22 protein-coding genes, 1 tRNA gene and 1 pseudogene are annotated in these 25,174 nt (G+C 71.8%); 18 read left to right on the top strand and 6 right to left on the bottom strand.

Going from position 1 to position 25,174, the window contains the following annotated elements; translation table 11 throughout:
• Positions 1-169 precede the first annotated feature (169 nt).
• Genes E0H26_RS00490 through E0H26_RS00505 form a run of 4 tightly spaced genes read left to right on the top strand, consistent with a single transcriptional unit; the run spans position 170 to position 4,151 of the window.
• On the top strand, positions 170-841 hold the full coding sequence (locus E0H26_RS00490; RefSeq protein WP_131299380.1) for a phosphotransferase: 672 nt from the start codon (positions 170-172) through the stop codon (positions 839-841).
• Positions 842-899: 58 nt separating this feature from the next.
• Positions 900-2,384 (top strand): flavin-containing monooxygenase, encoded by a 1,485-nt coding sequence (locus tag E0H26_RS00495; RefSeq protein ID WP_131299383.1) that lies wholly within the window; start codon positions 900-902, stop codon positions 2,382-2,384.
• On the top strand, positions 2,377-3,240 hold the full coding sequence (locus tag E0H26_RS00500; protein WP_131299386.1) for an SDR family NAD(P)-dependent oxidoreductase: 864 nt from the start codon (positions 2,377-2,379) through the stop codon (positions 3,238-3,240). The genes E0H26_RS00495 and E0H26_RS00500 overlap by 8 nt, the downstream gene beginning before the upstream one ends.
• Positions 3,237-4,151 carry an alpha/beta fold hydrolase gene (locus E0H26_RS00505; protein WP_131299389.1) on the top strand — a complete coding sequence of 305 codons (915 nt, stop codon included), beginning with the start codon at positions 3,237-3,239 and terminating at the stop codon, positions 4,149-4,151. The genes E0H26_RS00500 and E0H26_RS00505 overlap by 4 nt, the downstream gene beginning before the upstream one ends.
• On the opposite strand, the gene E0H26_RS00510 is transcribed toward E0H26_RS00505, so the two are convergent.
• Positions 4,042-4,368: a hypothetical protein gene (locus E0H26_RS00510; RefSeq protein WP_131299392.1), complete on the bottom strand. Its 327-nt coding sequence runs from the start codon at positions 4,366-4,368 to the stop codon at positions 4,042-4,044. The genes E0H26_RS00505 and E0H26_RS00510 overlap by 110 nt on opposite strands.
• Positions 4,369-4,374: 6 nt before the next feature.
• Between E0H26_RS00510 and E0H26_RS00515 the strand changes: the two genes are divergently transcribed.
• The 6 genes from E0H26_RS00515 (at position 4,375) to E0H26_RS00540 (ending at position 10,232) form a co-directional block, all read left to right on the top strand.
• Positions 4,375-5,037 (top strand): GntR family transcriptional regulator, encoded by a 663-nt coding sequence (locus tag E0H26_RS00515; RefSeq protein WP_131299395.1) that lies wholly within the window; start codon positions 4,375-4,377, stop codon positions 5,035-5,037.
• Complete coding sequence (locus E0H26_RS00520) at positions 5,034-6,437, top strand: MFS transporter (RefSeq protein WP_240741945.1); 1,404 nt, start codon at positions 5,034-5,036, stop codon at positions 6,435-6,437. Before E0H26_RS00515 ends, E0H26_RS00520 begins: the two co-directional genes overlap by 4 nt.
• Complete coding sequence (locus E0H26_RS00525) at positions 6,434-7,519, top strand: S-(hydroxymethyl)mycothiol dehydrogenase (protein ID WP_131299397.1); 1,086 nt, start codon at positions 6,434-6,436, stop codon at positions 7,517-7,519. The genes E0H26_RS00520 and E0H26_RS00525 overlap by 4 nt, the downstream gene beginning before the upstream one ends.
• Complete coding sequence (locus tag E0H26_RS00530) at positions 7,519-8,148, top strand: MBL fold metallo-hydrolase (protein WP_131299400.1); 630 nt, start codon at positions 7,519-7,521, stop codon at positions 8,146-8,148. The genes E0H26_RS00525 and E0H26_RS00530 overlap by 1 nt, the downstream gene beginning before the upstream one ends.
• A 71-nt stretch (positions 8,149-8,219) precedes the next feature.
• A complete protein-coding gene (locus E0H26_RS00535) occupies positions 8,220-9,308 on the top strand; it encodes a DUF3626 domain-containing protein (RefSeq protein ID WP_165521724.1) in 1,089 nt (362 codons plus the stop codon).
• A 216-nt stretch (positions 9,309-9,524) separates the two neighbouring features.
• Positions 9,525-10,232: a hypothetical protein gene (locus E0H26_RS00540; RefSeq protein ID WP_131299403.1), complete on the top strand. Its 708-nt coding sequence runs from the start codon at positions 9,525-9,527 to the stop codon at positions 10,230-10,232.
• A 60-nt stretch (positions 10,233-10,292) separates the two neighbouring features.
• Here the strand turns inward: E0H26_RS00540 and E0H26_RS00545 are convergent, their stop codons facing one another.
• Both E0H26_RS00545 and E0H26_RS00550 read right to left on the bottom strand, forming a co-directional pair.
• Positions 10,293-11,714 (bottom strand): MFS transporter, encoded by a 1,422-nt coding sequence (locus E0H26_RS00545; protein WP_131299406.1) that lies wholly within the window; start codon positions 11,712-11,714, stop codon positions 10,293-10,295.
• 58 nt (positions 11,715-11,772) lie between these two features.
• Positions 11,773-12,009, bottom strand: a complete 237-nt coding sequence (locus E0H26_RS00550; RefSeq protein WP_131299409.1) for a hypothetical protein — start codon at positions 12,007-12,009, stop codon at positions 11,773-11,775.
• A 146-nt stretch (positions 12,010-12,155) separates the two neighbouring features.
• Here E0H26_RS00550 and E0H26_RS00555 point away from each other — a divergent pair, with 146 nt between their 5' ends.
• Both E0H26_RS00555 and E0H26_RS00565 read left to right on the top strand, forming a co-directional pair.
• Positions 12,156-13,310: a geranylgeranyl reductase family protein gene (locus tag E0H26_RS00555; protein WP_131299413.1), complete on the top strand. Its 1,155-nt coding sequence runs from the start codon at positions 12,156-12,158 to the stop codon at positions 13,308-13,310.
• Between the two features lie 438 nt (positions 13,311-13,748).
• On the top strand, positions 13,749-14,090 hold the full coding sequence (locus tag E0H26_RS00565) for a PPC domain-containing DNA-binding protein (protein ID WP_131299416.1): 342 nt from the start codon (positions 13,749-13,751) through the stop codon (positions 14,088-14,090).
• A 99-nt stretch (positions 14,091-14,189) separates the two neighbouring features.
• Here E0H26_RS00565 and E0H26_RS00570 read toward each other — a convergent pair whose 3' ends face one another.
• Positions 14,190-15,977 (bottom strand): bifunctional metallophosphatase/5'-nucleotidase, encoded by a 1,788-nt coding sequence (locus E0H26_RS00570; RefSeq protein ID WP_131299419.1) that lies wholly within the window; start codon positions 15,975-15,977, stop codon positions 14,190-14,192.
• A 161-nt stretch (positions 15,978-16,138) separates the two neighbouring features.
• Here E0H26_RS00570 and E0H26_RS00575 point away from each other — a divergent pair, with 161 nt between their 5' ends.
• Complete coding sequence (locus tag E0H26_RS00575; protein ID WP_131299422.1) at positions 16,139-17,041, top strand: SDR family oxidoreductase; 903 nt, start codon at positions 16,139-16,141, stop codon at positions 17,039-17,041.
• A 150-nt stretch (positions 17,042-17,191) separates the two neighbouring features.
• On the opposite strand, the gene E0H26_RS00580 is transcribed toward E0H26_RS00575, so the two are convergent.
• Positions 17,192-17,851, bottom strand: coding sequence for a nucleotidyl transferase AbiEii/AbiGii toxin family protein (locus E0H26_RS00580; protein ID WP_240741946.1), 660 nt, complete (start codon positions 17,849-17,851; stop codon positions 17,192-17,194).
• Positions 17,848-18,189: a hypothetical protein gene (locus E0H26_RS00585; RefSeq protein WP_131299428.1), complete on the bottom strand. Its 342-nt coding sequence runs from the start codon at positions 18,187-18,189 to the stop codon at positions 17,848-17,850. Before E0H26_RS00585 ends, E0H26_RS00580 begins: the two co-directional genes overlap by 4 nt.
• A 414-nt stretch (positions 18,190-18,603) precedes the next feature.
• On the opposite strand from E0H26_RS00585, the gene E0H26_RS00590 reads away from it, so the two are divergent.
• The 5 genes and pseudogenes from E0H26_RS00590 to E0H26_RS29080 all read left to right on the top strand — a co-directional run bounded on the left by E0H26_RS00590 (position 18,604) and on the right by E0H26_RS29080 (position 25,156).
• Entirely contained in the window at positions 18,604-19,191 is a 588-nt protein-coding gene (locus E0H26_RS00590) for a hypothetical protein (RefSeq protein WP_131299431.1), read from the top strand.
• A gap of 526 nt (positions 19,192-19,717) precedes the next feature.
• A pseudogene (gene fdh / locus E0H26_RS00600) lies at positions 19,718-22,931 on the top strand (formate dehydrogenase); the annotation flags it as partial.
• A gap of 79 nt (positions 22,932-23,010) precedes the next feature.
• Positions 23,011-23,976: a 4Fe-4S dicluster domain-containing protein gene (locus E0H26_RS00605; RefSeq protein WP_131299440.1), complete on the top strand. Its 966-nt coding sequence runs from the start codon at positions 23,011-23,013 to the stop codon at positions 23,974-23,976.
• Complete coding sequence (nrfD, locus tag E0H26_RS00610; protein WP_131299443.1) at positions 23,973-25,007, top strand: NrfD/PsrC family molybdoenzyme membrane anchor subunit; 1,035 nt, start codon at positions 23,973-23,975, stop codon at positions 25,005-25,007. The genes E0H26_RS00605 and nrfD overlap by 4 nt, the downstream gene beginning before the upstream one ends.
• Positions 25,008-25,060: 53 nt before the next feature.
• Positions 25,061-25,156 (top strand) — tRNA-Sec (locus E0H26_RS29080).
• The last annotated feature ends 18 nt before the right edge of the window (positions 25,157-25,174 follow it).

Below are 25,174 nucleotides of genomic sequence, written 5' to 3' on the forward strand. Positions count from 1 at the left end.
AAAGGAAGGGCACCTTATTAACGCCTCGTGTAGAGGAAGGGCCCCTTCCTAACATCGGCCGGGCCGCGCGACACACGGCCCGGCTGGGCCGCGCGACGCTCGCCCGGCCGGGCCGTGTGTCGTGCTCACCCCGCCGCGCCGTTGGCGGTTGGTGGCTACCGTCGCCGGCATGGCAGCTCCGACTCCCTTCGCCCGAGGGCGGGAGGCCGACGTGTACGCCCTGGACGGCGATCGGGTGTTGCGCCGCTACCGCGACGGCGGGGACGTCACCGTCGAGGCCGGGTTCTTGGCCCACCTGCACGAGTCAGGCTTCCCGGTGCCCCGGGTGTACCACGCCGCCGGTGCGGATCTGGTCATGCGCCGGGTGTCCGGCCCGACCATGCGTGCCGCACTGGTCGCCGGCAGCGTCGCCATCGATCCGGCCGCCGAACTGCTCGCCGGCCTGCACCGCCGGCTGCACACGGTCGCGGCGCTGCCCGGCGCGGGGCACGGGGCCCGGATCCTGCACCTGGATCTGCATCCGGACAACGTCATCCTCGACCCGCAGGGCGCGGTGGTCATCGACTGGCGCAACGCCCGGCACGGTCCGCCCGGCCTGGACGTGGCGATGACCGCGCTGATCCTCGCCCAGGTCGCCGTGGATCCGCACCAACCGCTCGCCGCTGCCGCCGAGGAACTGTTGCGGGGCTACCTGCGGGCCATTCGGGGCCACGCCGTACCACTGGTCGACGAGGTGGTGGCGATCCGTCGCGCCAACCCCACCCAGACCCCGGCGGAACTCGCCCGGTTGCCCACCGCCGCCGCCCTCGTCACCGCCGCCCTTGTCACCGCCGCGCGATAGGCCGGTGCGCGGCTACGGGATATGGTCCGGGCAGCACCTCGCGCATCAGGAGGATGAGATGGCCCCGGACCACGTCGACGTGCTCATCGTGGGCGCTGGGCTGTCCGGCATCGGGGCCGCCTGCCAGCTGCGTCGCCGGTGTCCGGACAAGACGTACGCGGTGCTGGAGGCCCGCGACGCGATCGGCGGCACCTGGGACCTGTTCCGCTACCCGGGCGTACGCTCCGACTCCGACATGTTCACCCTCGGCTACTCCTTCGCCCCGTGGCAGGCCCCGAAGGCGATCGCCGACGGCGCGACGATCCTCGACTACCTGCGTCGCGTCGCCGACGAGCACGACGTCACCCGGCACATCCGGCTGCGGCACCGGGTCGTGCGGGCCGAGTGGGACAGCCGGCAGGCTCGCTGGACGGTGCAGGTGCACCGCGACGACACGGCGGACACGTTCACCCTCACCTGCTCCTTCCTGTACGCCTGCACCGGCTACTACCGCTACGACGCCGGGCACACCCCGCACTTCGCCGGGCAGGAGCGGTTCGCCGGGCGGATCGTGCATCCGCAGCACTGGCCCGCCGACCTCGACCACTCTGGCCGGCAGGTGGTGGTGATCGGCAGCGGCGCCACCGCCGTCACGCTGGTCCCGGCGTTGGCCCGGCACGCCGCCCAGGTGACCATGCTGCAACGCTCACCCACCTACGTCCTGGCGCTGCCCGCCCACGACGCGCTCGCCGACGCCCTGCGCCGCCGGCTACCGCCACGGCTGGCGTACCTGCTGGTCCGGGCGAAGAACGTCCTGCTCGTCACCGTCAACTACCAGCTCAGCCGGCGGGCGCCCGGGCTGGTTCGCCGGCTGCTGCGTCGGGGCGTGGCCCGCCGGCTGCCGGCCGGCTACGACGTCGACCGCCACTTCACCCCCCGGTACGACCCGTGGGACCAGCGGCTGTGCGTGGATCCGGACGGGACGTTGTTCGCCGCGTTGGCCGACGGGCGGGCCAGCGTGGTCACCGACACCATCGACCGGTTCACCGAGCGGGGCATCCGGCTGGTCTCCGGCGCGCACCTGCCGGCCGACGTGGTCGTCACCGCCACCGGCCTCGACCTGCTCGCCCTCGGCGGGATGACGCTGCGGGTGGACGGCGTCGACGTCGACCTGGCGCAAACCGTGGCCTACAAGGGGACGATGCTCTCCGGCGTGCCGAACTTCGCCCTGACCCTCGGCTACACCAACGCCTCCTGGACGCTCAAGGCCGATCTGGTCGCCGAGTACGTGTGCCGGCTGCTGCGTCACCTGGACCGCACCGGCACGCAGGTGGCCACGCCGCTGGCCCCGCCCGACGACCGGCGTGCGCCGCTGATCGGGCTCACCTCCGGGTACGTCCGCCGGGGCGTGGCGAGCCTGCCCCGGCAGGGTCACCGGGCACCCTGGCGGCTGCACCAGAACTACCTGCGCGATCTGCTGCTGCTGCGGCACGGGCGGCTCACCGATCCCGGGGTGCGCTTCACCCGGGCCGACTCGGCACAACGGAGGTCTGTCGATGCATAGGTTCGACTTCACCGGCGGCACGGCGGTGGTCACCGGAGCGGCCGGTGGCATCGGTGCCGCCCTGGCCCACGGCCTGGCCCGCCGAGGCAGCGATCTGATCCTGCTCGACCGCGACGGGGGCCGACTCGAGGCGGTGGCCGGTGAGCTGCGCGCCGCCGGCCGGACGGTGCAGACGTATCAGGTCGACCTGGCCGACGGGCCGGCCACCGCGGCCGTCGCCGAGCTGATCCGAGACCGGCACCCCCGGATCCGACTGCTGGTCAACAACGCCGGGGTGGCTCTCGGCGGGCGCTTCGACGAGGTGACCTTCGACGAGTTCAACTGGGTGGTCGAGGTGAACTTCCGGGCGGTGGCCCAGTTGACCCACGCCCTGCTGCCGGCGCTCAAGGCCGAGCCCGGCGCGCACCTGGTCACCATCAGCAGCCTCTTCGGTCTGATCGCCCCACCTGGTCAGGTCGCCTACTCGGCCAGCAAGTTCGCGGTGCGCGGCTTCACCGAGGCGTTGCGGCACGAACTTTCCCCCGACGGCATCGGCGTCACCTGCGTACACCCCGGCGGCGTGCGTACCCGGATCGCCGCCGACGCCCGGGTGGGCAGCGGGGTCGACCGCGCCCAGTTCGAGGACGGCCGCCGCCGCTTCGAGCGGTTGCTCACCATCGACCCGGCCACCGCCGCCGAGGTCATCCTGCGGGGCGTCGCCCGCCGCCGTGGTCGGGTGCTGATCGGCTGGTCGGCCCGGCTGCCGGACCTGCTGGCCCGGATCGCGCCGGTCGGTCACGGCCGCCTGCTGACCGCCGCCGGCCGCGCCGAGACCCGTCGGTCCGAAGCGGCCGGGCGGGCCCGGACACCAGCGTGAGCGGTCCGCTGCGGTTCCGGCACCTCACCGTCGACGGCCGGCGGGTCCACCACCGCGTCGACGGTGCCGGGCCGCCGGTGGTCCTGCTCCACGGCATCGGCCGTACGCTGCGCGACTTCACCGAACAGCACGAACTGCTCGCCGGGCGGTACCGGGTGCACAGCGTCGACCTGCCCGGCCACGGCGGATCGATGCCGATGGCCCAGCCGCACACCCTGCCGGCGCTGGCCCGGTTCGTCGGCCGCTACCTGGACGCCGCCGGGGTCGACGGGCCGGTGCACCTGGTCGGCAACTCGCTCGGCGGCGCCATCGCCATGCGTTTCGCCGTGGCCGAACCGACCCAGGTCGCCTCCCTCACGCTGGTCGCCAGCGCCGGCTTCGGCCAGGAGGTGACCATGGCGCTGCGGCTGCTCACCCTGCCCGGGCTGGGCCGGCTGCTGCTGCGGCCCAGCCGGTACGCGGCCCGCCGCACCGAGCGGGCGCTGTTCCACGATCCGGCGCTGGTCACCGCCGAGCGGGTCGGGCACACCCTGGCGGTGGCCTACCGGCCGTACGCCGCAAGGGTGGTGCTGGAGACCGCACGCGGCCTCGGCACGGTGCGTGGCGTGCACCGGCGCTGGCGCGACGAACTGCTGGCGGAGCTGACCGGACTCGACCTGCCGACCCTGGTGGTCTGGGGCGACCACGATCTGATCCTGCCGCCGTCGCACCTGGTTGCCGCCGGCACGTTGCTGCCGCACGCCCGCACGCATCTCTTCGCGAACTGCGGACACCTGCCGCAGGTGGAGTGCGCCGAGGAGTTCAGTGAGCTGCTGCGGGAGTTCTGGGCCACGGCAGCCGGGTCGTCACGACCAGGACGACCAGCAGCACCGCCACCGGGTACACCGGTTCCGCCGGGGCCAGCGGGGTGAGCAGCACCGCCACCACGGTCAACGGTGCTGCCAGCCGGGCGGCGCCCCGCCAGGCGACGATGCGCAGCAGCCACAGCACCAGCAGCACGACCGCCACGGGTACGGCCAGCGCGTAGCCGGCGACCAACCACGATAGGTGCGGTGCCGGGAGCGCCGGGCCGGTTTCGGACAACGACCCGACCCGGCCGGAACCTCCGGGACCCCTGAAGCGCATCATAGATACATGACGCATCCCTCTTCGGTCGGTCGAACCGCCCCGCCCTCGGCCGCCGAACGCGCCTACCGCCACCTCAAACGGGCCATCCTGGAACAGGTCCACCCTGGTGGGTCGCTGGTCAGCGAGGGCGAGATCGCCGAGGCGACCGGGGTGTCGCGTACCCCGGTGCGGGAGGCGCTGCTGCGGTTGGAGACCGAAGGGCTGGTCCGGCTCTACCCGAAACGGGGTGCGCTGATCCTGCCGGTCTCGGCCCGCGAGATCACCGACGTCATCGAGGCCCGTCGGCTGGTCGAGGTGCACGCCGCCGAGCAGGTCTGGCCCCGACGCGCCGAGATCCGGGCCGACCTGGCCGCCCGGCTGGCCGAGATGCGCGCCGCGCACGCCGCTGGCGACCTGACCGCCCTGATGGCCGCCGACCGGGCGTTCCACGCCACCGTCGTCGACGCGGCCGGCAACGAGATCCTGGCCGAGTTGTACCAGCGACTGCGCGACCGGCAACTGCGGATGGGCGAGACGACCTTCCGATTCTCCCCCCGCTGGGCCGACATGGCGTTGACCGAACACGCCGCGCAGTTGGCCGCCCTCGACGCCGACGACCCCGGGCCGTGGCTGGCCGCCGTGGCCACCCACATCGACAACGCCGCCCGTGCGCTGCGGGGCCTGCGGTGAACCAGGCCCTCACCCCGCGTGGGCCGGCGATGCTGGTGTGGGGCGTGGCGCTGAGCGCCTACATCGCCTCGGTGTTCCACCGCAGCTCGCTCGGCGTCACCGGGGTGGAGGCGGCACACCGCTTCGAGATCAGCGCCGCGACGCTGGCCACCCTCACCGTCGCCCAACTCGCCGTGTACGCGGTGATGCAGGTACCGGTCGGCATGCTGCTCGACCGGTACGGCTCACGCCGGCTGCTGGTGACCGGCGGCCTGCTGATGGTCGCCGGTCAGGTCGGCTTCGCCCTCGTCACCGACGTACGGCTCGCCGTGGCGGCCCGGGTGCTGGTCGGTCTCGGCGACGCGATGACCTTCATCAGCGTGCTGCGGATCGTGGCGTACTGGTTCCCGGGCCGCCGCAACCCGCTGCTGGTGCAGTTGACCGGCACGCTCGGCCAACTCGGAGCGGTCCTCGGCGCCGTACCGTTGGTGGCGCTGCTGCACCACACCGGCTGGACCACCGCCTTCCTGACCGCCGCCGGGATCTCGGCGGCGATCCTGCTGGTGGTCGTCGCCGCGATCCGCGACAGCCCGCACCGGGTCGCCGTGGCCCCCGCGGCCCCGCCGCAGCGCGGGCTGCTCGCCGCCGCCTGGGCGCAGCCGGGCACCCGCCTCGGGCTGTGGACCCACTTCGTCACCCAGTTCTCCGGCACCGTCTTCGCGCTGCTGTGGGGCTTTCCGTTCCTGGTGCAGGCGCAGGGACTCACCCCGACCGGCGCGGCGGTCCTGCTCACCGTGCTGACGCTCGGCATGCTGGTGACCGGTCCGACGATCGCGTACCTGTGCGCCCGGTTCCCCCGCCAGCGGTCGGCGTTGGTCTTCACCATCACCGGCGCCACCGCCGCGATCTGGGCCGTGGTGCTCGCCTGGCCCGGCGCCGCCCCCGGCTGGCTGCTGGTCACGCTGGTGCTGGTGCTCGCCCTCAACGGCCCCGGTTCGCTGATCGGGTTCGACTACGCGCGCACCTTCAACCCGGTCAGCCGGATCGGCAGCGCCACCGGGATCGTCAACGTCGGTGGCTTCGCCGCGTCGATCGTCCTGGTGCTCGCCATCGGTGTGGTACTCGACCTGCGTACCCCCGCCGGCCAGGACGCGCCCGGCCTGGACGCGTACCGCTGGGCCTTCGCCATGCAGTACGTGCTCTGGGCGGTGGGCGCGGTGCAGGTCCTGCGCTGGCGCAACGCCGCCCGCCGCCAGCCCGGCGGGCCCGACGCGCCCGCCGGTCGCCCGGAAGCTGGGCCGATCACCGCTGGCGGCGGTAGGTTCGCCTTCGGGCGTGATCGTCGGCGCCGCCGGCTCACCGGCGACGCCGCAGTACGGCGGCGGCGCGGCACGTCGGCGCGGACGAGGAGGAGAGCGTGAGTCAACAGGTCAGGGCAGTCATCTCGCGCAGCAAGGGCGCACCCGTCGAGGTCACCGACATCGTGGTGCCGGACCCCGGGCCCGGCGAGGCGGTCGTACGAGTGCAGTCCTGCGGGGTCTGCCACACCGACCTGCACTACCGCGAGGGTGGCATCAACGACGACTACCCGTTCCTGCTCGGGCACGAGGCGGCCGGCATCGTCGAGCAGGTCGGTGCGGGAGTCGACGCGGTCGCCCCCGGCGACTTCGTGGTACTCAACTGGCGGGCGGTCTGCGGGGTGTGCCGGGCCTGCCGGCGGGGCCGCCCGTGGTACTGCTTCGCCACCCACAACGCCACCCAGAAGATGACCCTGACCGACGGCACCGAACTCTCCCCGGCCCTGGGCATCGGCGCGTTCGCCGAGAAGACCCTGGTACACGCCGGACAGTGCACCAAGGTGGACCCGGCCGCCCGGCCCGCCGCGGTGGGGTTGCTCGGCTGCGGGGTGATGGCGGGCCTCGGCGCGGCGATGAACACCGGCGGCGTCACCCGTGGCGACTCGGTGGCGGTGATCGGTTGCGGCGGCGTCGGTGACGCGGCGGTGGCCGGCGCGGTGCTGGCCGGCGCGACGACGATCATCGCGGTGGACACCGACTCCCGCAAGCTCGACTGGGCCCGCAAGTTCGGTGCCACGCACACCGTGAACGCCTCCGAGGCCGACCCGGTGGCCGAGATCCAGGCCGCCACCGGCGGGTTCGGCGCCGACGTGGTGATCGATGCCGTCGGTCGGCCGGAAACCTGGAAGCAGGCCTTCTACGCCCGCGACCTGGCCGGCACGGTCGTGCTGGTCGGCGTACCCACCCCCGAGATGCGCGTCGAGCTGCCACTGCTGGACGTCTTCGGCCGGGGCGGCGCCCTGAAGTCCAGCTGGTACGGCGACTGCCTGCCCAGCCGCGACTTCCCGATGCTCACCGAGCTCTACCTACAGGGCCGCCTCGACCTGGACGCCTTCGTCACCGAGGAGATCCCGCTCGACGGGGTCGAGGAGGCGTTCGCCCGGATGCACCGGGGCGACGTGCTGCGCTCGGTGGTGGTCTTCTGATGGCCGCCCGCATCGACCACGCCGTCACCTCCGGCACCTTCTCGCTGGACGGGCAGACCTTCGACGTCGACAACAACGTCTGGGTGGTCGGCGACGACACCGAATGCGTCGTCATCGACGCCCCGCACGACGTGGACGCGATCCTGAAGGTGGTGGCCGGCCGCCGGGTCACCGCGATCGTCGCCACCCACGCTCACGACGACCACGTCCGGGTCGCCCCGCAGTTGTCCCGGGCCACCGGCGCACCGGTGCTGCTGCACCCCGCCGACCGGGTGCTGTGGGACCTGGTGCACCCCGACGAGGCGCCGGGCGGCCAGCTGGGCGACGGCCAGACGATCGAGGTCGGCGGCACCACCCTGACCGTGCTGCACACCCCCGGGCACAGCCCCGGCGCGTGTTGCCTGCACGCCGCCGAGCTCGACGTCGTCTTCACCGGCGACACCCTGTTCGCCGGTGGGCCGGGGGCCACCGGCCGCTCGTACAGCGACTTCGGCACCATCATCGACTCGATCCGCGACCGGCTGCTCACCCTGCCGCCGCAGACCGTCGTGCACACCGGCCACGGCGACAGCAGCACCATCGGTGCCGAGGCGCCGCAGCTGCCGCAGTGGCTGGCTCGGGGACACTGACCGTCGGGTGCGGTCCGGTCGGGTCCGGCAGTCCGGATGCGTCGGTACGCCGGCCCGGTCGACCGCCCACGGTGACGCCGGCGCAGCGCCACGCGCTGCGCCACGTCCGTGCGGTGGCGTTGCGCGACCGGCCGGTCGCGCTGGCCACCATCGCCCGGTTGCTCGCCGGCACCGACGTACGCGCCGACCCGGAACAGCTCGTCGCGGCGATCGGTACGCAGGGGCGGATCACCCTCAACTTCCATCCCGACCGGCTGCTCGCCGACGGTCGAACGGTCGCGCAGGCACTCGCCACCGAGGGCGTCTACCGCAGCCAGTTCGAGACCGGGATCTCCAGCGGCGGGTTGACCGCGTACCCGGGCGGGGACCGGGACCGCTGGGAGCGGCAGCTGTTCGGCGGCGCGTACCAGTTGCCGGGTGTGCGCCCGGCGGACCGGCCGAAGTACGGCGGCCTGAACCTGCTCGACCATCCGGACGGCGCCTCGCCGCGCTTCGGCTCCTGTCACCTGCGGCTGCGGTCCGAGGTGCTGGACCGCACCACGTTCTGTTTCGGCGACAGTCATCTCGGCCCGCGTGACGTCGGCACCGTCGACGTGCTCGACCCGGTGCTGGCCGCGCTCCTCACGGCGACGGTGGACACCGGCGCCAGCCTGGGTCGGCCGGGCGTGGATCTGGTCGCACTCACCGCGGCGCTGCTGCGACGCCGCGAGCACGTCGCCGCCGCGCCCCGGGCCGCCGGTCGGGCGCTGGACGACTACATCGAGGCGCAGGTGCACGGCGAGGTCGACCTGAGCCGGGACGTGCGGGAGTTGGTCGCCGACCCGTCGTTCCGGGGCACCGCCGTCGGGACGGCCCTCGGCGCGGCAGCCCGACGGCACGGCTTCCGGCTGCGCTGGCACGCTGGCTTCTCCCTGCCCGTGGACCGGGTCGACGCCGACTTCCGGGGCCCGGTGATCCCGCCGCTGGCCGCCCGGGTGCACGCCGAGTTCGCCCGGCCGGGCGAACCGCTCACCGCCGCACTGATCGGTCGGGCCGCCGCCTCGCTGGTCACCGACCCGGACCGCTGGGCCGATCGGGGACCGGTCGCGGACACCCGGCAACATCTCAAGCAGCTCTGGCATGTCCTGGTGCGGTTCGGGCTGCCCTGCGACGACCGGTGACCACTGTCCGGTCCGTCCCCGGCTGACCTCGCCTGCCCGACCCGTCGGGTGAGCCGGATCGCAGCCTGCGCCCTGACCGGCATTTCCGGAATGCCCGACACTTCGGCCAGGTTGTGTCCCCCATAGCGTCGGCAGGTAAACCTCGTCCGGCCACCGCAGTTCCCCCGAGAGCGGCTCAACCCCGAGCGGCTCGTAACGATCGAAAGGGCAACCATCGTGAAGCTCGACTTCACTCGATGGCTCCCGGCCATCGCGACGAACCCGAACCGCAGGACCGCACTGAGCGTGTTGGGCGTCACCGCCCTCGCCGGGCTGGCTTTCGGCCCGACGGCCGTCGCCGCACCGATCACCACCGGCCCGCACCAGGGCGCCGTGGCGGCGATCGACAAGGCCACCGGCCGGGACGCCACGGACGCCACGGACGCCACGGTCGAATCCGGGCTGACCACCGGCGGGAGCACCGACAAGCCGGCCGCCGGCAAGCCGACCCGCGACGAACTGGTCCCGTACGGCGTGCAGGGCGGGCAGTCGCGGGTCCCGCTCGACAACGCCCAGCGGCAGAACGCCAAGACCATCATCGAGGTGGCCAAGAAGACCGGCGTCGGCGAGCGCGGCGCGGTGATCGGCGTCGCCACCGCCTTGCAGGAGTCGAAGCTGTACAACCTCGGTCACCTGGGGGCGTACAACGACCACGACTCGCAGGGCCTGTTCCAGCAGCGGCCGTCCAGCGGCTGGGGCACCGAAGCGCAGATCACCGACCCCGAGTACTCCTCGGCGGCCTTCTTCCAGGCGCTGCGCAACGTCAACGGTTGGCGCGACATGCCGCTGACCGACGCCGCGCAGACGGTGCAGGTCTCGGCCTACCCGTTCCACTACGCGCAGTGGGAGGAGCAGGCGGCGGACGTCGTCTCGCAACTCTGGTGAGCTCCACAGAACCGGCCGGCCCTGCATGCGGGGCCGGCCGGTTCGTGTCTGCGGGGCGCCTCAGGCGTGCTGGCGGTGCCGGACGATGTCCACGAGGGCGGCGAGCAGGGCCAGTGTGATGATCCCGGCAGAGACCAGCAGCGAACGCTCGAACGCCTTCGACCAGTCGCCGCTGCTGCTCACCACCGAGAAGAAGACCGCGCCGACGGCGGCGATGCCGGCCGCCGAGCCGATGCGCTGGCCCGTCTGGAGCATCCCCGCCCCGCTGCCCGCCTGCGGTACCGGCACCTGGGACAGGGTCAACGTCTGATTCGGCGCGATCACCAGACCGCTGCCGATCCCGGCGAGCAGCAGGGGAGCGGCGGTCACCCAGGGCACCGGGGCGTGCGGCGCCAGCTCGATGGCCAGGGCCACCAGGCCGAGCCCGACCACCACGGCGAGCAGCCCGACGGCGACCAGCGGCCGGCCGAACCGGTTGACGATCCGGCCGCCGACCGCCGACGCGACGGCCGAACCGAGCGCGAACGGGGTGATCGCCAGGCCCGCGACGAGGGCGGTGTAGCCGTGGCCGATCTGTAGGTACAGGGTGAAGATGAAGAAGATCGCGGTGAAGCCGCCGAAGTAGATCAGGGCGATCAGCGCGCCTAGGGCGTACGACTGGCGGCGGAACAGGCGGACGTCGAACAGCGGGGGACCCTGCCGGGCGTACCGCCGCTCCCAGAATGTGAAGCCGACCAGCGTGACCAGACCGGCGGGCAGCAGCAGCCACTTCGCCGCACCCGGCCACTGTTCCCGCTGCACCAACGGCAGCAGCACCAGCGTCACGCCGACGCCGAGCAGCAGGACGCCGACCGGGTCGGACCGGCGGCGCACGGTTTGGCCCACCGGCCGGCGCGGCATCAACCGCCAGCCGAGGATCACCGCGACGATGCCCACCGGCACATTGACGAAGAAGACCCACCGCCAGCCGTGCTCCGGCCCGCCCGCGGCGATCAGCAGGCCACCGAGCAGCGGACCGACCGCCGTGGAGATACCGATGGTGGCGCCGAGCAGCCCGAACGGCCGGGCCCGTTCGGGCCCCTGGAAGAGTTGCTGGATCATCCCGGTCACCTGTGGGTTCACCAGGCCGGCGGCGGCGCCCTGGAGCAGCCGGGCGACGATCAGCCAGGTGGGGGACTGGGCCAGCCCGGCCGCCGCGCTGGTGACCGTGAACAGGGCGATGCCGAACACGAACGCGTTGCGTCGGCCGTGCACGTCACCGAAGCGGCCCGCCGGCACCAGCACCAGCCCGAAGGTCAACGCGTAGCCGGACAGCACCCACTGCAAGTCGGCCGGGCTGGCGTGCAGGGCCCGGTCCAGCGACGGGATGGCCACGTTGACGATGCTGATGTCCAGCAGCGTCATGAACGCCGCGACCAGCCCGACGCCGAGGGCCTGCCAACGCCGTCGACCGTCGTACGAGTCGGAGCCCGCCGAACTCATGGTGTCCCCCCGAGCGCCGTCCCGGCTACCCGGGGAACGTACCGTCCGGCGGTGCCCGTCACGCCAGTTGCTGCGCGCAGAACCGGGGACCGAAGTCCAGCCCGGCCATCGGCGAATCCTCCCGGTGCAGCAGGTTCTTCTCGGTGAGCAGGTGCAGCGGGGACTGCAACTGCTCCTCGGTCAGGCCGCACTCCTGGGCGATCAGGTCCGGGTACGGGACCTGTCCGCGCGCCTCCAGGGCCGCCACCGCGTCGTAAACCCGAGCCTCGACGTCCGACAGCTGCACCTGCTGCATGGTGTCCTCCTCACGCTCGACCCGCCTGCGGCAGGCGGTCTGCGTCGCGCGGTTACCCCCTGCGCCGCCGAAGATGCACCCCACCCGGCCGCCGGCCCGCGCTCGCCGTCCCCGCACGACCGTCCGCGCTGACCTACGCTGCATCGGTGACCGATTGGCAACTCGTGGTGATCGGCGGTGGCCCGGCCGGACTCTCGGCCGCCTATGTCGCCGCCCGGCGCGGTGTTCGCACCCTGGTCCTCGAACGGGCCGCGCACCCGCGATACAAGACCTGTGGCGGCGGGCTGACCGGCACCTCGCTCGCCGCCGTCGCCGACCGGATCGAGGTACCCGTCCACGACGTGGTCGACCAGGTCACCTTCACTTTGGACGGGCGTCGCCCGTTCACCCGGCGACACCGCGCCGGGCACCTGGTCAGCCTGGTGCGCCGGGAGGAGTTCGACGACCGGCTGCGCGCCGCCGCGGTGGCCGCCGGGGCCGAGGTCCGCGAGCGGGTCACCGTCCGCGCCCTGGACCAGACCCCCGATGGCGTACGCCTGCGGCTGGCCGACGGTGCCACGCTCCTGGCGCGTACGGTCGTCGGCGCGGACGGCTCGTCCGGGGTCAGCGCGCGACACGTCGGGGTTCGCTGCCGGCAGGTGGATCTGGGGCTGGAACTGGAGCTGCCGGTGCCGCCGCCGCAGCAGACCCGGTGGCGGCACCGGGTGTTGCTCGACTGGGGCCCGCTGCCCGGTTCGTACGCCTGGGTCTTCCCCAAAGGCGACCGGCTCACGGTCGGGGTGATCGCCGGCCGGGGCGAGGGGGAGCGGACCCGGGAGTACCTGCGCCGGTTCGTCGACCGCCTGGGCCTGTCCGGGCTGCCACCGGCGCATGACTCGGGGCACCTGACCCGGTGCCGGGCCGACGACTCGCCGCTGCGCCGGGGCCGGGTCCTGGTCGCCGGGGACGCCGCCGGCCTGCTGGAACCCTGGACGCGGGAGGGGATCAGCTACGCGTTGCGCTCCGGCGAACTGGCCGGTGAGGCGGTCGCCGACGGCGACCTGGCCGGCTACGAACGGGCGGTCGAGCGGCGACTCGTGCCCGCCATGCGGGCCGGGTACCGGCTGCTCGACGTCTTCTCCCGGCGTCCGGAGCTTTTCCACGCGGCGGTGGCCACCCCGCCGGGCTGGCGCGCGTTCACCCGGTTCTGCCTGGGCCGGGCCGACTTCGGCCAGTTGGTCGAGCGGATGCCCGTACGGACGGCGCTGGCCCTGGCCGCCCGGCTGCCCAGCCCGCGCGCATCCCTCACCCACCAGCCCTGACGCAAGCTCGCGGGTGACGTGGTCGATCCTGTCTGGCTCGCCCTGAAGGTCGCCGAGCCAGACAGGATCCTAGGATGCTCTAGCGGGTGTGCCGGCAGTCGTCACCCACGCACGCGTGCCAGTTGGCCTATTGCCAGTAGCTGTCGACGAGCAGGCCCCACGACCCGGCTACACACATCGGTGAGCCACCCACCCCGCTCGCCCGGCACCGGTAGGTTCATCACGTGCTTCCGATGAGCCTTCAAGAGATCACGGCCGTTGTCGGCGGAGCCGTCCATGACGTCGCCGGCCCGGTGACGGTGACAGCCCCAGTGGTGTTCGTGCGGATACGGTCCGCTCTGTTGCTGGCCGTAAAGAACGAACCGTGCCGCGAGAACCTGCGCGCATATGCCGCAGTGCTGGCCGGTGCCACTCCTCTATCGAATGGATAGACGACCGATGAAGCTGTTGAGCGTCAAGCCTGGTGAAGAAGTAATCGACGCGCTTACCCGACGTGCAGCAGAAGAGGGTATAACGAATGGCGCAATCGTCTCTCTCATCGGTGCTGTCGATGAGTGTGCAATCAGCAACATGCCTGCGGACGACGCAAGCACGGATATCGTCAACGAGTACCGGCAGCCGTTCGAGCTGAGCGGAACCGGCGAGATCCGAGACGGCAAAGTCCATGTGCATGTGGTCCTCGGCCGAGAGGGCGACGTTGCCCTGGCCGGTCACCTGCACCGGGCGCGTGTCGAAACCTTCTTCGTGCACGCGTACACGCTCCCGTTGCAACAGGGGTGACCGGTCCGCCGGAGGCGTTCGCACCCTCAACCTGGCCGAGCGCTGCGTGCAGGAGCCCTCGGCGGTAGGCGCCGAGGGCTCCTGCGGTGGAAGGGGCCGTCAGAAGACGGGAACGCCAGCGCGGACCAGGCGCCAGTTCGGCCGGAAGAAGTCGGCCGGGTCGATCACACCGCGCTCCTGCGCCCAGTCGATGAGCAGCTGGCGGATCTCCTGCTGCGCGTTGTAGACCTGCGTCTTCACGATGCCGGGGAAGTTGCCGCCGCCGCTGCGCCGGTAGTTGTTCACGGCCACCACGAACCGGGCGTCGTCGCCGACCGGAGTGTCGGTACCGGGCAGCACGAGACGGGTGATCCGCTGGCCGACCGGACGGGAGATGTCGATGTCGTAGTCGAGGCCGGAGAAGACGTCGTAGTTGTAGTCCGGCACCGCCGGGTCGCTGATCGTGTCCGGGTCGACCGGCGTACCGACGGCGTGGGTGCGGAAGAACTTCGCCGAATATTCCAGGTAGGCCCGCACCTCGGCGCCACGCAGCACCACCGCTTCGAGGGTGTTGTCGTAGACGTACAACCCGGCCACGTCACGGATCAGTACGTCACCGGCGGGGAAGACGGCGGAGCGGCTGAACGGCGCGGCGATCGACAACACCGGCAGGTCGGCGTACTCGCCGCCGGCCAGGGCCGTGGTGACCGCCTCGGTCTGTACGTGGTTGATGAAGTCCAGGATCGGGGTGTCCTGGTAGCGGGACGTGGCAGCCGACAGTTCCTCGGTGGACCGGGCCACCACCTGGTTGACGTACGCGACGGTCTTCTCGTGCTGCTTGCGCACCGCGGCCAGGACCTTCGGGTCCTCGACCACGGTGTTGGTGTTGAGCAGCGTGGCGCCCTTCTTGGTGATCTTCCAACGGCCGCGTTCCCGGGTCAGGGTGAAATCCATCCGGGTCAGCCGCTGGCCCCAGCGCGACGGCTCGGAGAGCAGCACCTGCTCGCCGGTGGTCGGGTTGGTCACGAAACGCTCGGGCACCTCGGCGTGGGCGTGCCCGAACAGGATCGCGTCGATGCCGGGCACCTGCGCGGCGATCATGGCGGTCGGGTTCTCCACCGGCAGTTCCGGGCCGTAGCTGGAGGTGCCGCTGTCGCCGCCGTGCGCCGAGATCAGGATGAGGTCGGCGCCGCGCTGCCGCATGATCGGCACGTACCTGGCCGCGGTGGCGATCATGTCGTCGAAGCGGAGCCGGCCCTCGACGTGCGCCCGATCCCAGATCGTGGTGCCCGGGTTGGTCAGGCCGAGGATGCCGACCCGCAGCGTCGGTGCGGCGAAGCCGAGCGAAACCTTCTTGATCACGTACGGCTGGAAGGCCGGCTTTCCGGTGGCGGCGTTGACCGCGTTGGCGGCCAGGGCGGGGAAGCCGAGTTGGCGGATCCACTTGTCCAGCAGCGGCAGCCCGTAGTTGAACTCGTGGTTGCCCAGCGTCACCGCGTCGTAGTCGATGATGTTCATCGCCCGGGCCATCGGGTGTTTCTCCCCGGTGACGGTGATCGGCTCCTGCTTGGCGTAGTAGGTGGCCAGCGGGGTGCCCTGGATCGTGTCGCCGGCGTCGAGCACCAGCGTGGCCCGGCCGCGCCGCTCGGCGCGGATCTGGTTGATCAGAGTGGCCAGCTTCGCCACACCGACATCGTTGCCCCGGCTGTCGTCGTACTCGGTGTCGCGGTAGTAGTCCCAGTTGTAGACGTTGCCGTGGGTGTCCGACGTGCCGAGCAGGGTGAGGTCCCAGCTCCGTGGCTTGCCGGCGGCGGCCGCGGGCGCGGCGGTGACCAGCGGTGCGGCGGCCGCGGCCGCCGCCGCGACGAGCACCTGACGGCGGGACGGACCGGCGGGGGAGGAGGTCATCTGCTGCCCTTTCCAGACGGGTTCGGCGCCTTATGAGCGCCGTGGGCACCTTAGACCAGACAAGTGACGTCAGCCTTGCCCACGATCGGCTGTTTCCGGGCAACCGGTGCGGGTAGGGCCATCCAGGACCGGATCGAATCGACCCGCACGAGGAGACGTCCGTGAGCCATGACCAGCACACCCAGCAGGACCCGACCGAGCAGTACGGCCAGCAGTCGGGACAGCCGAGCCAGCAGCAGTCGCCGCCGGGGCGTACCGGGGCGATGACGCCGAAGCCGGATCACGGCGAGGAGACCTACCAGGGCACCGGCAAGCTGGACGGAAAGAAGGCGGTCATCACCGGCGGTGACTCCGGTATCGGTCGGGCGGTGGCGATCGCCTTCGCCCGGGAAGGCGCCGACGTACTGATCTCCTACCTCGGCGAGGAGGAGGACGCCGACGCGCAGGAGACCGTACGGCTGATCGGGGCCGCCGGTCGCAAGGGCGTCGCGGTACGCGGCGACATCGCCGACGAGGACAACTGCCAGGCGCTGATCGACCGGGCGCTGTCCGACCTGGGTGGCATCGACATCCTGGTGAACAACGCGGCGTACCAGATGGCACAGGACAAGGGCCTCGCCGGGATCAGCACCGAGCAGTTCGACCGGGTGTTCAAGACCAACCTGTACGCGATGTTCTGGCTGTGCAAGGCGGCGCTGCCGCACCTGGACGAAGGTTCGGCGATCATCAACACGTCGTCGATCCAGGCGTTCGACCCGTCACCGCAGCTGCTCGACTACGCCACCACCAAGGCGGGGATCGCGAACTTCACCAAGGCCCTCGCCGCCGACCTGGTCGACAAGGGCATCCGGGTGAACGCCGTCGCGCCGGGCCCGATCTGGACCCCGTTGATCCCGGCGACGATGCCGGAGGAGAAGGTGAAGCAGTTCGGTACGGACACCCCGGTCGGTCGCCCCGGTCAGCCCGCCGAGCTGGCGCCCGCGTACGTCTTCTTCGCCTCGCAGGAGTCGAGCTTCATCACCGGCGAGGTACTCGGCGTCACCGGTGGCCGCTTCACCAAATGAGATGAAAGGAAGGGCACCTTGTTAACGCCTGCGGTAGATAAGGGGTCCCTTCTTAACGTTTGTGCGAGGGAGGGGCGCGGTGCCCGTCGATGTGGTCGGCCGCGTTGGTCGAGGTGGCCGTCGGCGGCTACACCCAGCGGCGCGCCGACGTCAGCGGGGCCAGTCCGTGAGCTGTCGCCGGATCTGGGCGATGTCGGCGGCGTCGAGGCCGTAGCGGGCGAAGCGGCGGTCCGGAATCCGGTCCAGGTAACGGCCGGCGGCCCGGACGTCCTCGTCGTCGAGCGCGGGATCGAGCTGCCGGGCCAAATCCAGCAGGTCGGCGACCGACCGGTGCGCCAGGGCGGCGGCCACGTCGATGTAGTCGCGGACCTCGCGACGGTTGACCAGGGCGGCGGTCTTGTTGGCGATCAGATCGCGGACGTCCATCACCGGCCCGAGGTCCATCACCACCGGGCTACGGTGCCGGTCGAGTCTTGCCAGACTGAGCCGGATCTGGCGGCCGTCCCGGGCGACGACGAAGTCCCGCATGTCCTGGTCGAAGCCGTCGAACAGGTTGCCGAGGTCGCTGTCCGGGTCCGCGTTGGTCACCTCGAACCCGGCCGCCTGCAACGCCGCTCGGACTCCGGCGGCTGCCGCGGCGGCAGCACCCTCCACGTCGGCGAAGAGGTCGACGTCTTCGGTGGGGCGGGTGACCAGCCCGTGGGCCGCCCACGCCACACCGCCGCCGAGCACGAAGCGGTGCGGACCGGCGACGGCCAGCGCCACCCGGGCCACCTCGCGGTAGAAGTCGTGCGGGTGGGACCCGGTCACGCTGACCGGAGACCCCGGTGCCGGCTCTCCCACGCCGCACGTACGCCGTGGGGCAGGTTCAGCAGCCGCCACACCCGGCGCAGTGTCCGGCCGTCGACCAGACGGCGCAGGTCGTCGAGGCTGGTGGTCTCGCGCAGTACGTTTTCGTACATCCAGAGCAGTTGGTCCGGATCGGCCAGGTCGAACGCGCGGTCGCTGCTCCACATCAGTCGCACCGGCAACTCCACCACCCCGCGGGTGGGCCCGCGCAGCTCGGCCAGCGTCCGGGCGACCACGGCGGGCCGGCCGGGCCGGGCGAGGTACGCCACGCCGGTCGTGACGGATGAGACGGCCTGCATGCTGTCAGGGTAACCCCGCACCGGCCGAAATCGGATCGTCCCGGCTCGCCGGCGTCGGGATCGGCGTACCGGCGGGCAGTGTGCCCGCCCAGTTGTCGGCAATTTGAGCCAGACGTCCGTTTCGGGGTGTGGGTGGCAGTGCCCTCGGGGTGGAATGCCGGCCGGGTCGGGTTGGTTGTACATGGCTGGCCGGGCCCGCTTCGGTGGCGGTGCTGGTCGGTGTGGTCGGCGGGCGGATTTCGGAATGACCTGGCCCGGCCGGTCGTTACACATGGTCCCGGCGCCGCGAGGCCCCCCACCCCGCGAGTCAGCCGGACCTCTTTCCCTCTTTTGTCTTTTAGCGCCTGACGGCGTTTGCGTTGCTTGCCGTCCCCTTGTGGCGGGTGGCGTCTACCCCCGAATGGAGCTTTGATCATGACTTCGATGCTGCGTAAGACTGTTCTGGGTATCGCTGGTGTCGCGTTCGCCGGTGGCGTGTTCGCCGGCCCGGTCGCCGCCCACGCCGACGTGACCCCCGTGGCCGGTACCACCGCTGTGGCGGTGCAGGCCGACAAGCCCGACACGAGCAAGCTGATTCCGCACGGTGTGCAGGGCGCCCAGTCCCGCATCGACCTCAACGGTGAGCAGGTCGCGAGTGTGAAGGCGATCATCTCGGCGACGAAGAAGGCCGGTATGGACGAGCGTGCCGCCGTGGTCGCGATCGCCACCTCCCTGCAGGAGTCGAAGCTGGAGAACCTCGGCCACCTCGGTGACCGTAACGACCACGACTCGCAGGGCCTGTTCCAGCAGCGCCCCTCCAGCGGTTGGGGCACGGTCGAGCAGATCACCGACCCCGAGTACTCCACCCTGGCCTTCCTCAAGGGCCTCAAGCAGGTCGACGGGTGGCAGGACATGCCGCTGACCAAGGCCGCCCAGACCGTGCAGGTGTCGGCGTACCCCGACCACTACGCCCAGTGGGAGCAGCAGGCCGCCGACCTGGTCACCCAGCACTGGAACAGCTGACATTCCTTCACAGGGGGAGCAATAAACCGTTGGCCGGCACCCGAACCCGGGTGCCGGCCAACGTCGTCTCCACCACCCCCGGCCTGCCCTGGCTCGGCTCCGCCGGTCCTGCCCTGCGTGGCCGGGCTCCCGCCCTGCGCGGCCGGGCTCCCGCCCTACGCCGCCCTGCGCGCTGCCGGGCCGGGTGTTAACAGGGGGCCCTTCCTCTACCTCAGGCGTTAATAAGGTGCCCTTCCTTGCACAGCAGAGCTGGTGGGAGTGAGTTGCTGGGGAGTGGGAACAAGGATGGAGGTGGGTCGGTTGTACCGAGCGTCGGTGTGATCCAGTGTCCCCGGGCCTCACCTAATTGCCTTCGCGGAATACCGTTCGGCTGGAGCCGCGTCGCGCCACTCGCCGAGAGGCGACCTGCACACCGACACCCACTGCCGCCCCCGGCCCGTCTACGGGTCGGGGGCGGTCCGGTTCTGCCGAGCCGGGTCGCCGACCGCGCTCGTCTGCCCTAAGGTCGAACTCGGAGGTGACGGGCGTGGGTCTGCGGGACGTGTTGCTGGGCTGGCCGGTCTACCGGCAGCTCACCGGCGCCGATCCGCTGGGCCGGGGCGCGGCGGCCCAGTCTGCCCGTTCGGCGGCGCTCACCCCGCGCACCGAGGCCGCCGACCGGGTGGCCCGTTCCGTCTGCCCGTACTGTGCGGTCGGTTGTGGGCAGCGGGTCTTCGTCTCGGGTAACCAGGTCACCCAGATCGAGGGCGACCCGGACAGCCCCATTTCCCGTGGTCGGCTCTGCCCGAAGGGCTCGGCCAGCAAGAGTCTGGTGACCAGTCCGCTGCGGCAGACGACGGTGCGTTACCGCCGGCCGTACGGCACCGAGTGGGAGGACCTCGACCTCGACACCGCGCTCGACATGATCGCCGACCGGATCCTCGCCGCCCGCGCCGAGACGTGGGAGGACGTGGACGCCGAGGGTCGGCCGTTGAACCGTACGTTGGGCATTTCCAGCCTCGGTGGGGCGACGCTGGACAACGAGGAGAACTACCTCATCAAGAAGTTGTTCACCGCGATGGGGGCGCTTCAGATCGAGAACCAGGCGCGGATTTGACACTCCGCCACCGTCCCCGGTCTGGGGGCCAGCTTCGGTCGCGGTGGCGCGACGGTTTTCCAACAGGACGTGGCGAACGCTGACGTCATCGTCATCCAGGGGTCGAACATGGCCGAGGCCCACCCGGTGGGCTTCCAGTGGGTGATGGAGGCGCGTAAGCGTGGGGCGAAGGTGTTCCATGTCGATCCACGGTTCACTCGGACCAGCGCGTCGGCTGACGTCTATCTGCCGATCCGGGCGGGCACCGACATCGCCCTGCTCGGCGGAGTGATCAACTACATCCTGACTAACGAGCTGGACTTTCGGGAGTACGTGCTGGCGTACACGAACGCGGCGACGATCGTCAGCGAGGATTTCGTCGACGCCGAGGACGCCGAGGGGCTCTTCTCCGGGTTCGATCCGGCCACCGGCAGTTACGTGCAGGACAGTTGGCAGTACGCCGGGCACGAGCGGGATTCCGGCAGCGGTCACACGGCGACCGCGCGGGAGACCGCCGCCGGGCTGCGGCACGAGTCGCATGGTGCCCCGATCGCCGGCCAGGTCGAGCGGGACGAGACGTTGCAGCATCCGCGCTGCGTCTACCAGATCCTCAAGCGGCATTTCGCCCGCTACACGCCGGAGATGGTGCAGCGGGTCTGCGGGCTGCCGCCGGAGAAGTTCCTGGAGTTGGCCCGCGCCTGGACGCAGAATTCGGGCCGGGAGCGGACCGGCTGCCTGATCTATTCGGTGGGGTGGACGCAGCACAGCGTCGGGGTGCAGTACATCCGCACCGGAGCGATCATCCAACTGTTGCTGGGCAACGTGGGTCGACCCGGTGGCGGGGTGCTGGCGCTGCGCGGGCATGCCAGCATCCAGGGCTCCACCGACATCCCGACGCTGTTCAACCTGCTGCCCGGCTACCTGCCTATGCCGCATCACGCCCAGCACCCCACCTTCGACGACTGGGTGAACGCCATCCGGCACCCCGGGCAGAAGGGTTTCTGGGGCAACGCCCGCGCGTACGCGGCCAGCCTGCTGAAGGCGTACTGGGGCGAGGCGGCCACCCCGGACAACGACTTCTGCTACGGCTACCTGCCTCGGCTCACCGGTGACCACGGCACCTACCAGCAGGTGCTCGACATGATCGACGGGAAGATCAGGGGTTACTTCCTGCTCGGCCAGAACCCGGCGGTCGGCTCGGCGCACGGTCGGGCGCAGCGGCTCGGCATGGCCAACCTGGAGTGGCTGGTGGTACGGGACCTGTTCATGATCGAAAGTGCGACGTTCTGGCAGCGCGGCCCCGAGGTGGCCACCGGTGAGATCGTGCCGCAGGAGTGCCGTACCGAGGTGTTCTTCCTACCCGCCGCCTCGCACGTGGAGAAGGAGGGCACCTTCACCCAGACCCAGCGGTTGTTGCAGTGGCGGGAGAAGGCGGTCGATCCGCCCGGCGACGCCCGCTCGGAGTTGTGGTTCTTCTACCACCTGGGGCGCCGGCTGCGGGAGAAGCTGGCCGGGTCGCCGCTGCCCCGCGACCGGGCGTTGCTGGACCTGGCCTGGGACTATCCCACCCATGGTCCGCACGACGAGCCGGACGCCGAGGCGGTGCTGCGGGAGATCAACGGGTACGACATCGCCACCGGTCGCCCGCTCGCCGGCTTCGCCGAGGCCCGCGACGACGGTACGACCGCCGTCGGCTGCTGGATCTACGCCGGGGTGTACGCCGACGGGGTGAACCAGGCGGCCCGTCGCCGGCCGGGCGGCGAGCAGGACTGGGTGGCCGCCGAGTGGGGCTGGGCGTGGCCGGCGAACCGACGCATGTTGTACAACCGGGCTTCCGCCGACCCGCAGGGCCGGCCGTGGAGCGACCGTAAGCGCTACGTCTGGTGGGACGAGTCGGCGGGGCGGTGGACCGGCCACGACGTGCCCGACTTCGAGGTGACCAAGGCGCCGTCGTACCGGCCGCCGCCGGGCGCCTCGGGGCCGGCGGCGCTGGCCGGTGACGACCCGTTCGTGATGCAGGCCGACGGCAAGGGCTGGCTGTACGCGCCCAGCGGCGTACTGGACGGGCCGCTGCCCACCCACTACGAGCCGGCGGAGTCGCCGGTGCGTAATCCGCTCTACGGTCAGCAGGGCAACCCGACCCGCAAGACGTACCGGCATCCGGTGAACTCCGTCAATCCCAGCCCGCCACAGGAACACAGCCAGGTCTTTCCGTACGTGTTCACGGTCAGCCGACTGACCGAGCACCACACGGCCGGCGGGATGAGTCGTACGGTGGCGCCGCTGGCGGAACTGCAACCGGAGATGTTCGTCGAGGTCTCCCCGGAGTTGGCGACGCTGGCCGGGCTGAACCATCTCGGTTGGGCGCACCTGGTCAGCGCCCGCGCGGTGATCGAGGCGAAGGTGCTGGTCACCGACCGGCTGGTGCCGCTGCGAGTGGACGGTCGGGTGATCCACCAGCTGTGGCTGCCGTACCACTTCGGGTTCGAGGGGTTGGTCACCGGCGACTCGGCGAACGACCTGTTCGGCATCACCCTGGACCCGAACGTACTGATCCAGGAGAGCAAGATCGGCACGTGTGACGTCCGTCCGGGCCGCCGGCCCACCGGAGCGGCGCTCGGTGAGCTGGTGGACGACTACCGTCGTCGGGCGGGCGTCACGCCGGGCGCCGTCCCGCCGGCGGTCACCCCCGGAGTGCCGATCGGGCCGCCCGGTTCCGGCGGCGACGGAGAGGGGAACGGCTGATGGTCGACGCGCAGGGCCGACCCGGTGGGCCCGCCACACCGGCCGCCCCGCCGCCGGGCGATCCGGCGGCCGGGGCCGGCTGGGTCGACGCGCCGCCCCGGATGGGTTTCTTCACCGACACCAGCGTCTGCATCGGCTGCAAGGCGTGCGAGGTGGCCTGCAAGGAGTGGAACGGCGTACCCACGTCCGGGCTGGACCTGCTCGGCATGTCGTACGACAACACCGGGGCGTTGACCGCGAACTCGTGGCGGCACGTCGCCTTCGTCGAGCAGCCCCGGCCGGCCGGGCATCGCGGCGGATCCGAGCCGACCGAAGCTCCGGCGTCCGGGGCCACCGAGTTCCTCGGGATGCCCGCCGCCGGTCCGCCGGGGCGTACCGGCACCGCCGAGGGGCGCAGCGACTTTCGGTGGCTGATGATGTCCGACGTGTGCAAGCACTGCACCCAGGCCGGCTGCCTGGACGTCTGCCCGACCGGGGCGTTGTTCCGTACCGAGTTCGGCACGGTGGTGGTGCAGGAGGACATCTGCAACGGCTGCGGCTACTGCGTGTCGGCCTGCCCGTACGGCGTCATCGACCGGCGGGTCGACGACGGCCGGGTCTGGAAGTGCACCCTGTGTTACGACCGGATCGGCGCGGGCCTGACGCCGGCCTGCGCGCAGGCCTGCCCCACCGAGTCCATCCAGTACGGCCCGCTGGACGAGTTGCGGGAGCGGGCCGCCGCCCGGGTCGCCACCCTGCACGAGCGGGGCACGCCCGAGGCGCGGCTCTACGGCCACGACCCGCACGACGGTGTCGGCGGCGACGGGGCCTTCTTCCTGCTGCTCGACGAGCCTGAGGTGTACGGCCTGCCGCCCGATCCGCAGGTCACCACCCGTGACCTGCCGAAGATGTGGCAGCGTGCCGGGGTGGCCGCGCTGGCCATGGCAGCGGGCGCGGTCGTCGCGTTCCTCGGCGGTCGCCGATGAGCCCCGAGCGACCGCCGGTGGGTGAGCGGTTCCGTCGGGAGATGTCGGGCGGGCGCCGCGGGCGGGGCGACGCGGGGCTGACGGTGCCGCCGGCCGAGTTCACCTCGTACTACGGGCGGCCGATCCTGAAACCGCCGGTGTGGACCTGGGAGATCGCCGCGTACCTGTTCACCGGCGGACTCGCCGCCGGGTCGTCGCTGTTGGCGGCCGGTGGGCAGCTCACCGACCGGCCGGCGGTACGGCGGGCCGGGCGGGTCGCCGCACTGGCCGCGATCACCGCCAGTGCCGGGCTGCTGGTCAAGGACCTGGGTCGGCCGGAGCGCTTCCACCACATGCTGCGGGTGGCCAAGCCGACCTCCCCGATGTCGGTGGGCAGTTGGATCCTCGCCGGGTACGGTTCGGCGGCCGGGGTGGCCGCCATCGCCGAGGCGGCACCGCTGTTGCCGGAACGGGGTCCGCTGCGGCTGGCCCGCCGGGCGCTGCCGCCGCTGGGGCGGGCCGCCGGGCTGGCGGCCGCGCTGACCGCGCCGGCCCTGGGCACGTACACGGCGGTGTTGCTGGCCGACACCGCCGTACCGTCGTGGCACGAGGCGTACCCACATCTGCCGTTGGTGTTCGGCGGCAGTGCCCTGGCCAGCGGCGCCGCGGTGGGTCTGATCGCCGTGCCGCCGGCACAGGCCGGTCCGGCGCGCCGGATGGCGGTGGCCGGTGCCGCCCTGGAACTGTACGGCGCCCATCAGGTGGAGACCCGTCTCGGTCTGCTCGGCGAGCCGTACCGGACCGGCCGTGCCGGGCGGCTGCTGCGGGCCGGCCGGACCCTGACCGCCGCCGGGGTGGCCGGCGCGGTGCTGGCCGGGCGTAACCGCACGGTGGCGGCGCTCTCCGGTGCGGCGTTGCTGGCCGCGTCGTTGGCCACCCGGTTCGGGGTCTTCCACGCCGGTGTCGTCTCCGCCCGCGACCCCCGGTACACGGTGCTGCCGCAGCGGGAGCGCCTGGCCCGGCGGCGGGCGGCCGAGGCACCGGACGGGTAGGGCCGGGCCACCTCCCGGTGCCGCCGTGACCGAGCTGTGATCCAATGCTCGGTGGAGGCGTTCAGGTGGCTGGTGCCCCTCCCGGTCTTCAAAACCGGTGTGGTCCGGGACCCGGGCCAGGCGGGTTCGATTCCCGTCCGTCTCCGCCAGCGCTGCGAGGAGATGAC

It is taken from the genome of Micromonospora zingiberis (assembly GCF_004331455.1).
GTDB lineage: Bacteria > Actinomycetota > Actinomycetes > Mycobacteriales > Micromonosporaceae > Micromonospora > Micromonospora zingiberis.

Excerpts from the sequence above, each read along its gene's own strand:
- E0H26_RS00570 (WP_131299419.1), bottom strand. The coding sequence starts at position 15,977 with ATGACCTCCTCCCCCGCCGGTCCGTCCCGCCGTCAGGTGCTCGTCGCG.
- E0H26_RS00590 (WP_131299431.1), top strand. The coding sequence starts at position 18,604 with ATGACTTCGATGCTGCGTAAGACTGTTCTGGGTATCGCTGGTGTCGCG.
- E0H26_RS00510 (WP_131299392.1), bottom strand. The coding sequence starts at position 4,368 with ATGATGCGCTTCAGGGGTCCCGGAGGTTCCGGCCGGGTCGGGTCGTTG.
- E0H26_RS00565 (WP_131299416.1), top strand. The coding sequence starts at position 13,749 with ATGAAGCTGTTGAGCGTCAAGCCTGGTGAAGAAGTAATCGACGCGCTT.
- E0H26_RS00495 (WP_131299383.1), top strand. The coding sequence starts at position 900 with ATGGCCCCGGACCACGTCGACGTGCTCATCGTGGGCGCTGGGCTGTCC.
- E0H26_RS00530 (WP_131299400.1), top strand. The coding sequence starts at position 7,519 with ATGGCCGCCCGCATCGACCACGCCGTCACCTCCGGCACCTTCTCGCTG.
- E0H26_RS00490 (WP_131299380.1), top strand. The coding sequence starts at position 170 with ATGGCAGCTCCGACTCCCTTCGCCCGAGGGCGGGAGGCCGACGTGTAC.
- E0H26_RS00545 (WP_131299406.1), bottom strand. The coding sequence starts at position 11,714 with ATGAGTTCGGCGGGCTCCGACTCGTACGACGGTCGACGGCGTTGGCAG.
- E0H26_RS00585 (WP_131299428.1), bottom strand. The coding sequence starts at position 18,189 with ATGCAGGCCGTCTCATCCGTCACGACCGGCGTGGCGTACCTCGCCCGG.
- nrfD (WP_131299443.1), top strand. The coding sequence starts at position 23,973 with ATGAGCCCCGAGCGACCGCCGGTGGGTGAGCGGTTCCGTCGGGAGATG.
- E0H26_RS00605 (WP_131299440.1), top strand. The coding sequence starts at position 23,011 with ATGGTCGACGCGCAGGGCCGACCCGGTGGGCCCGCCACACCGGCCGCC.
- E0H26_RS00550 (WP_131299409.1), bottom strand. The coding sequence starts at position 12,009 with ATGCAGCAGGTGCAGCTGTCGGACGTCGAGGCTCGGGTTTACGACGCG.
- E0H26_RS00500 (WP_131299386.1), top strand. The coding sequence starts at position 2,377 with ATGCATAGGTTCGACTTCACCGGCGGCACGGCGGTGGTCACCGGAGCG.
- E0H26_RS00515 (WP_131299395.1), top strand. The coding sequence starts at position 4,375 with ATGACGCATCCCTCTTCGGTCGGTCGAACCGCCCCGCCCTCGGCCGCC.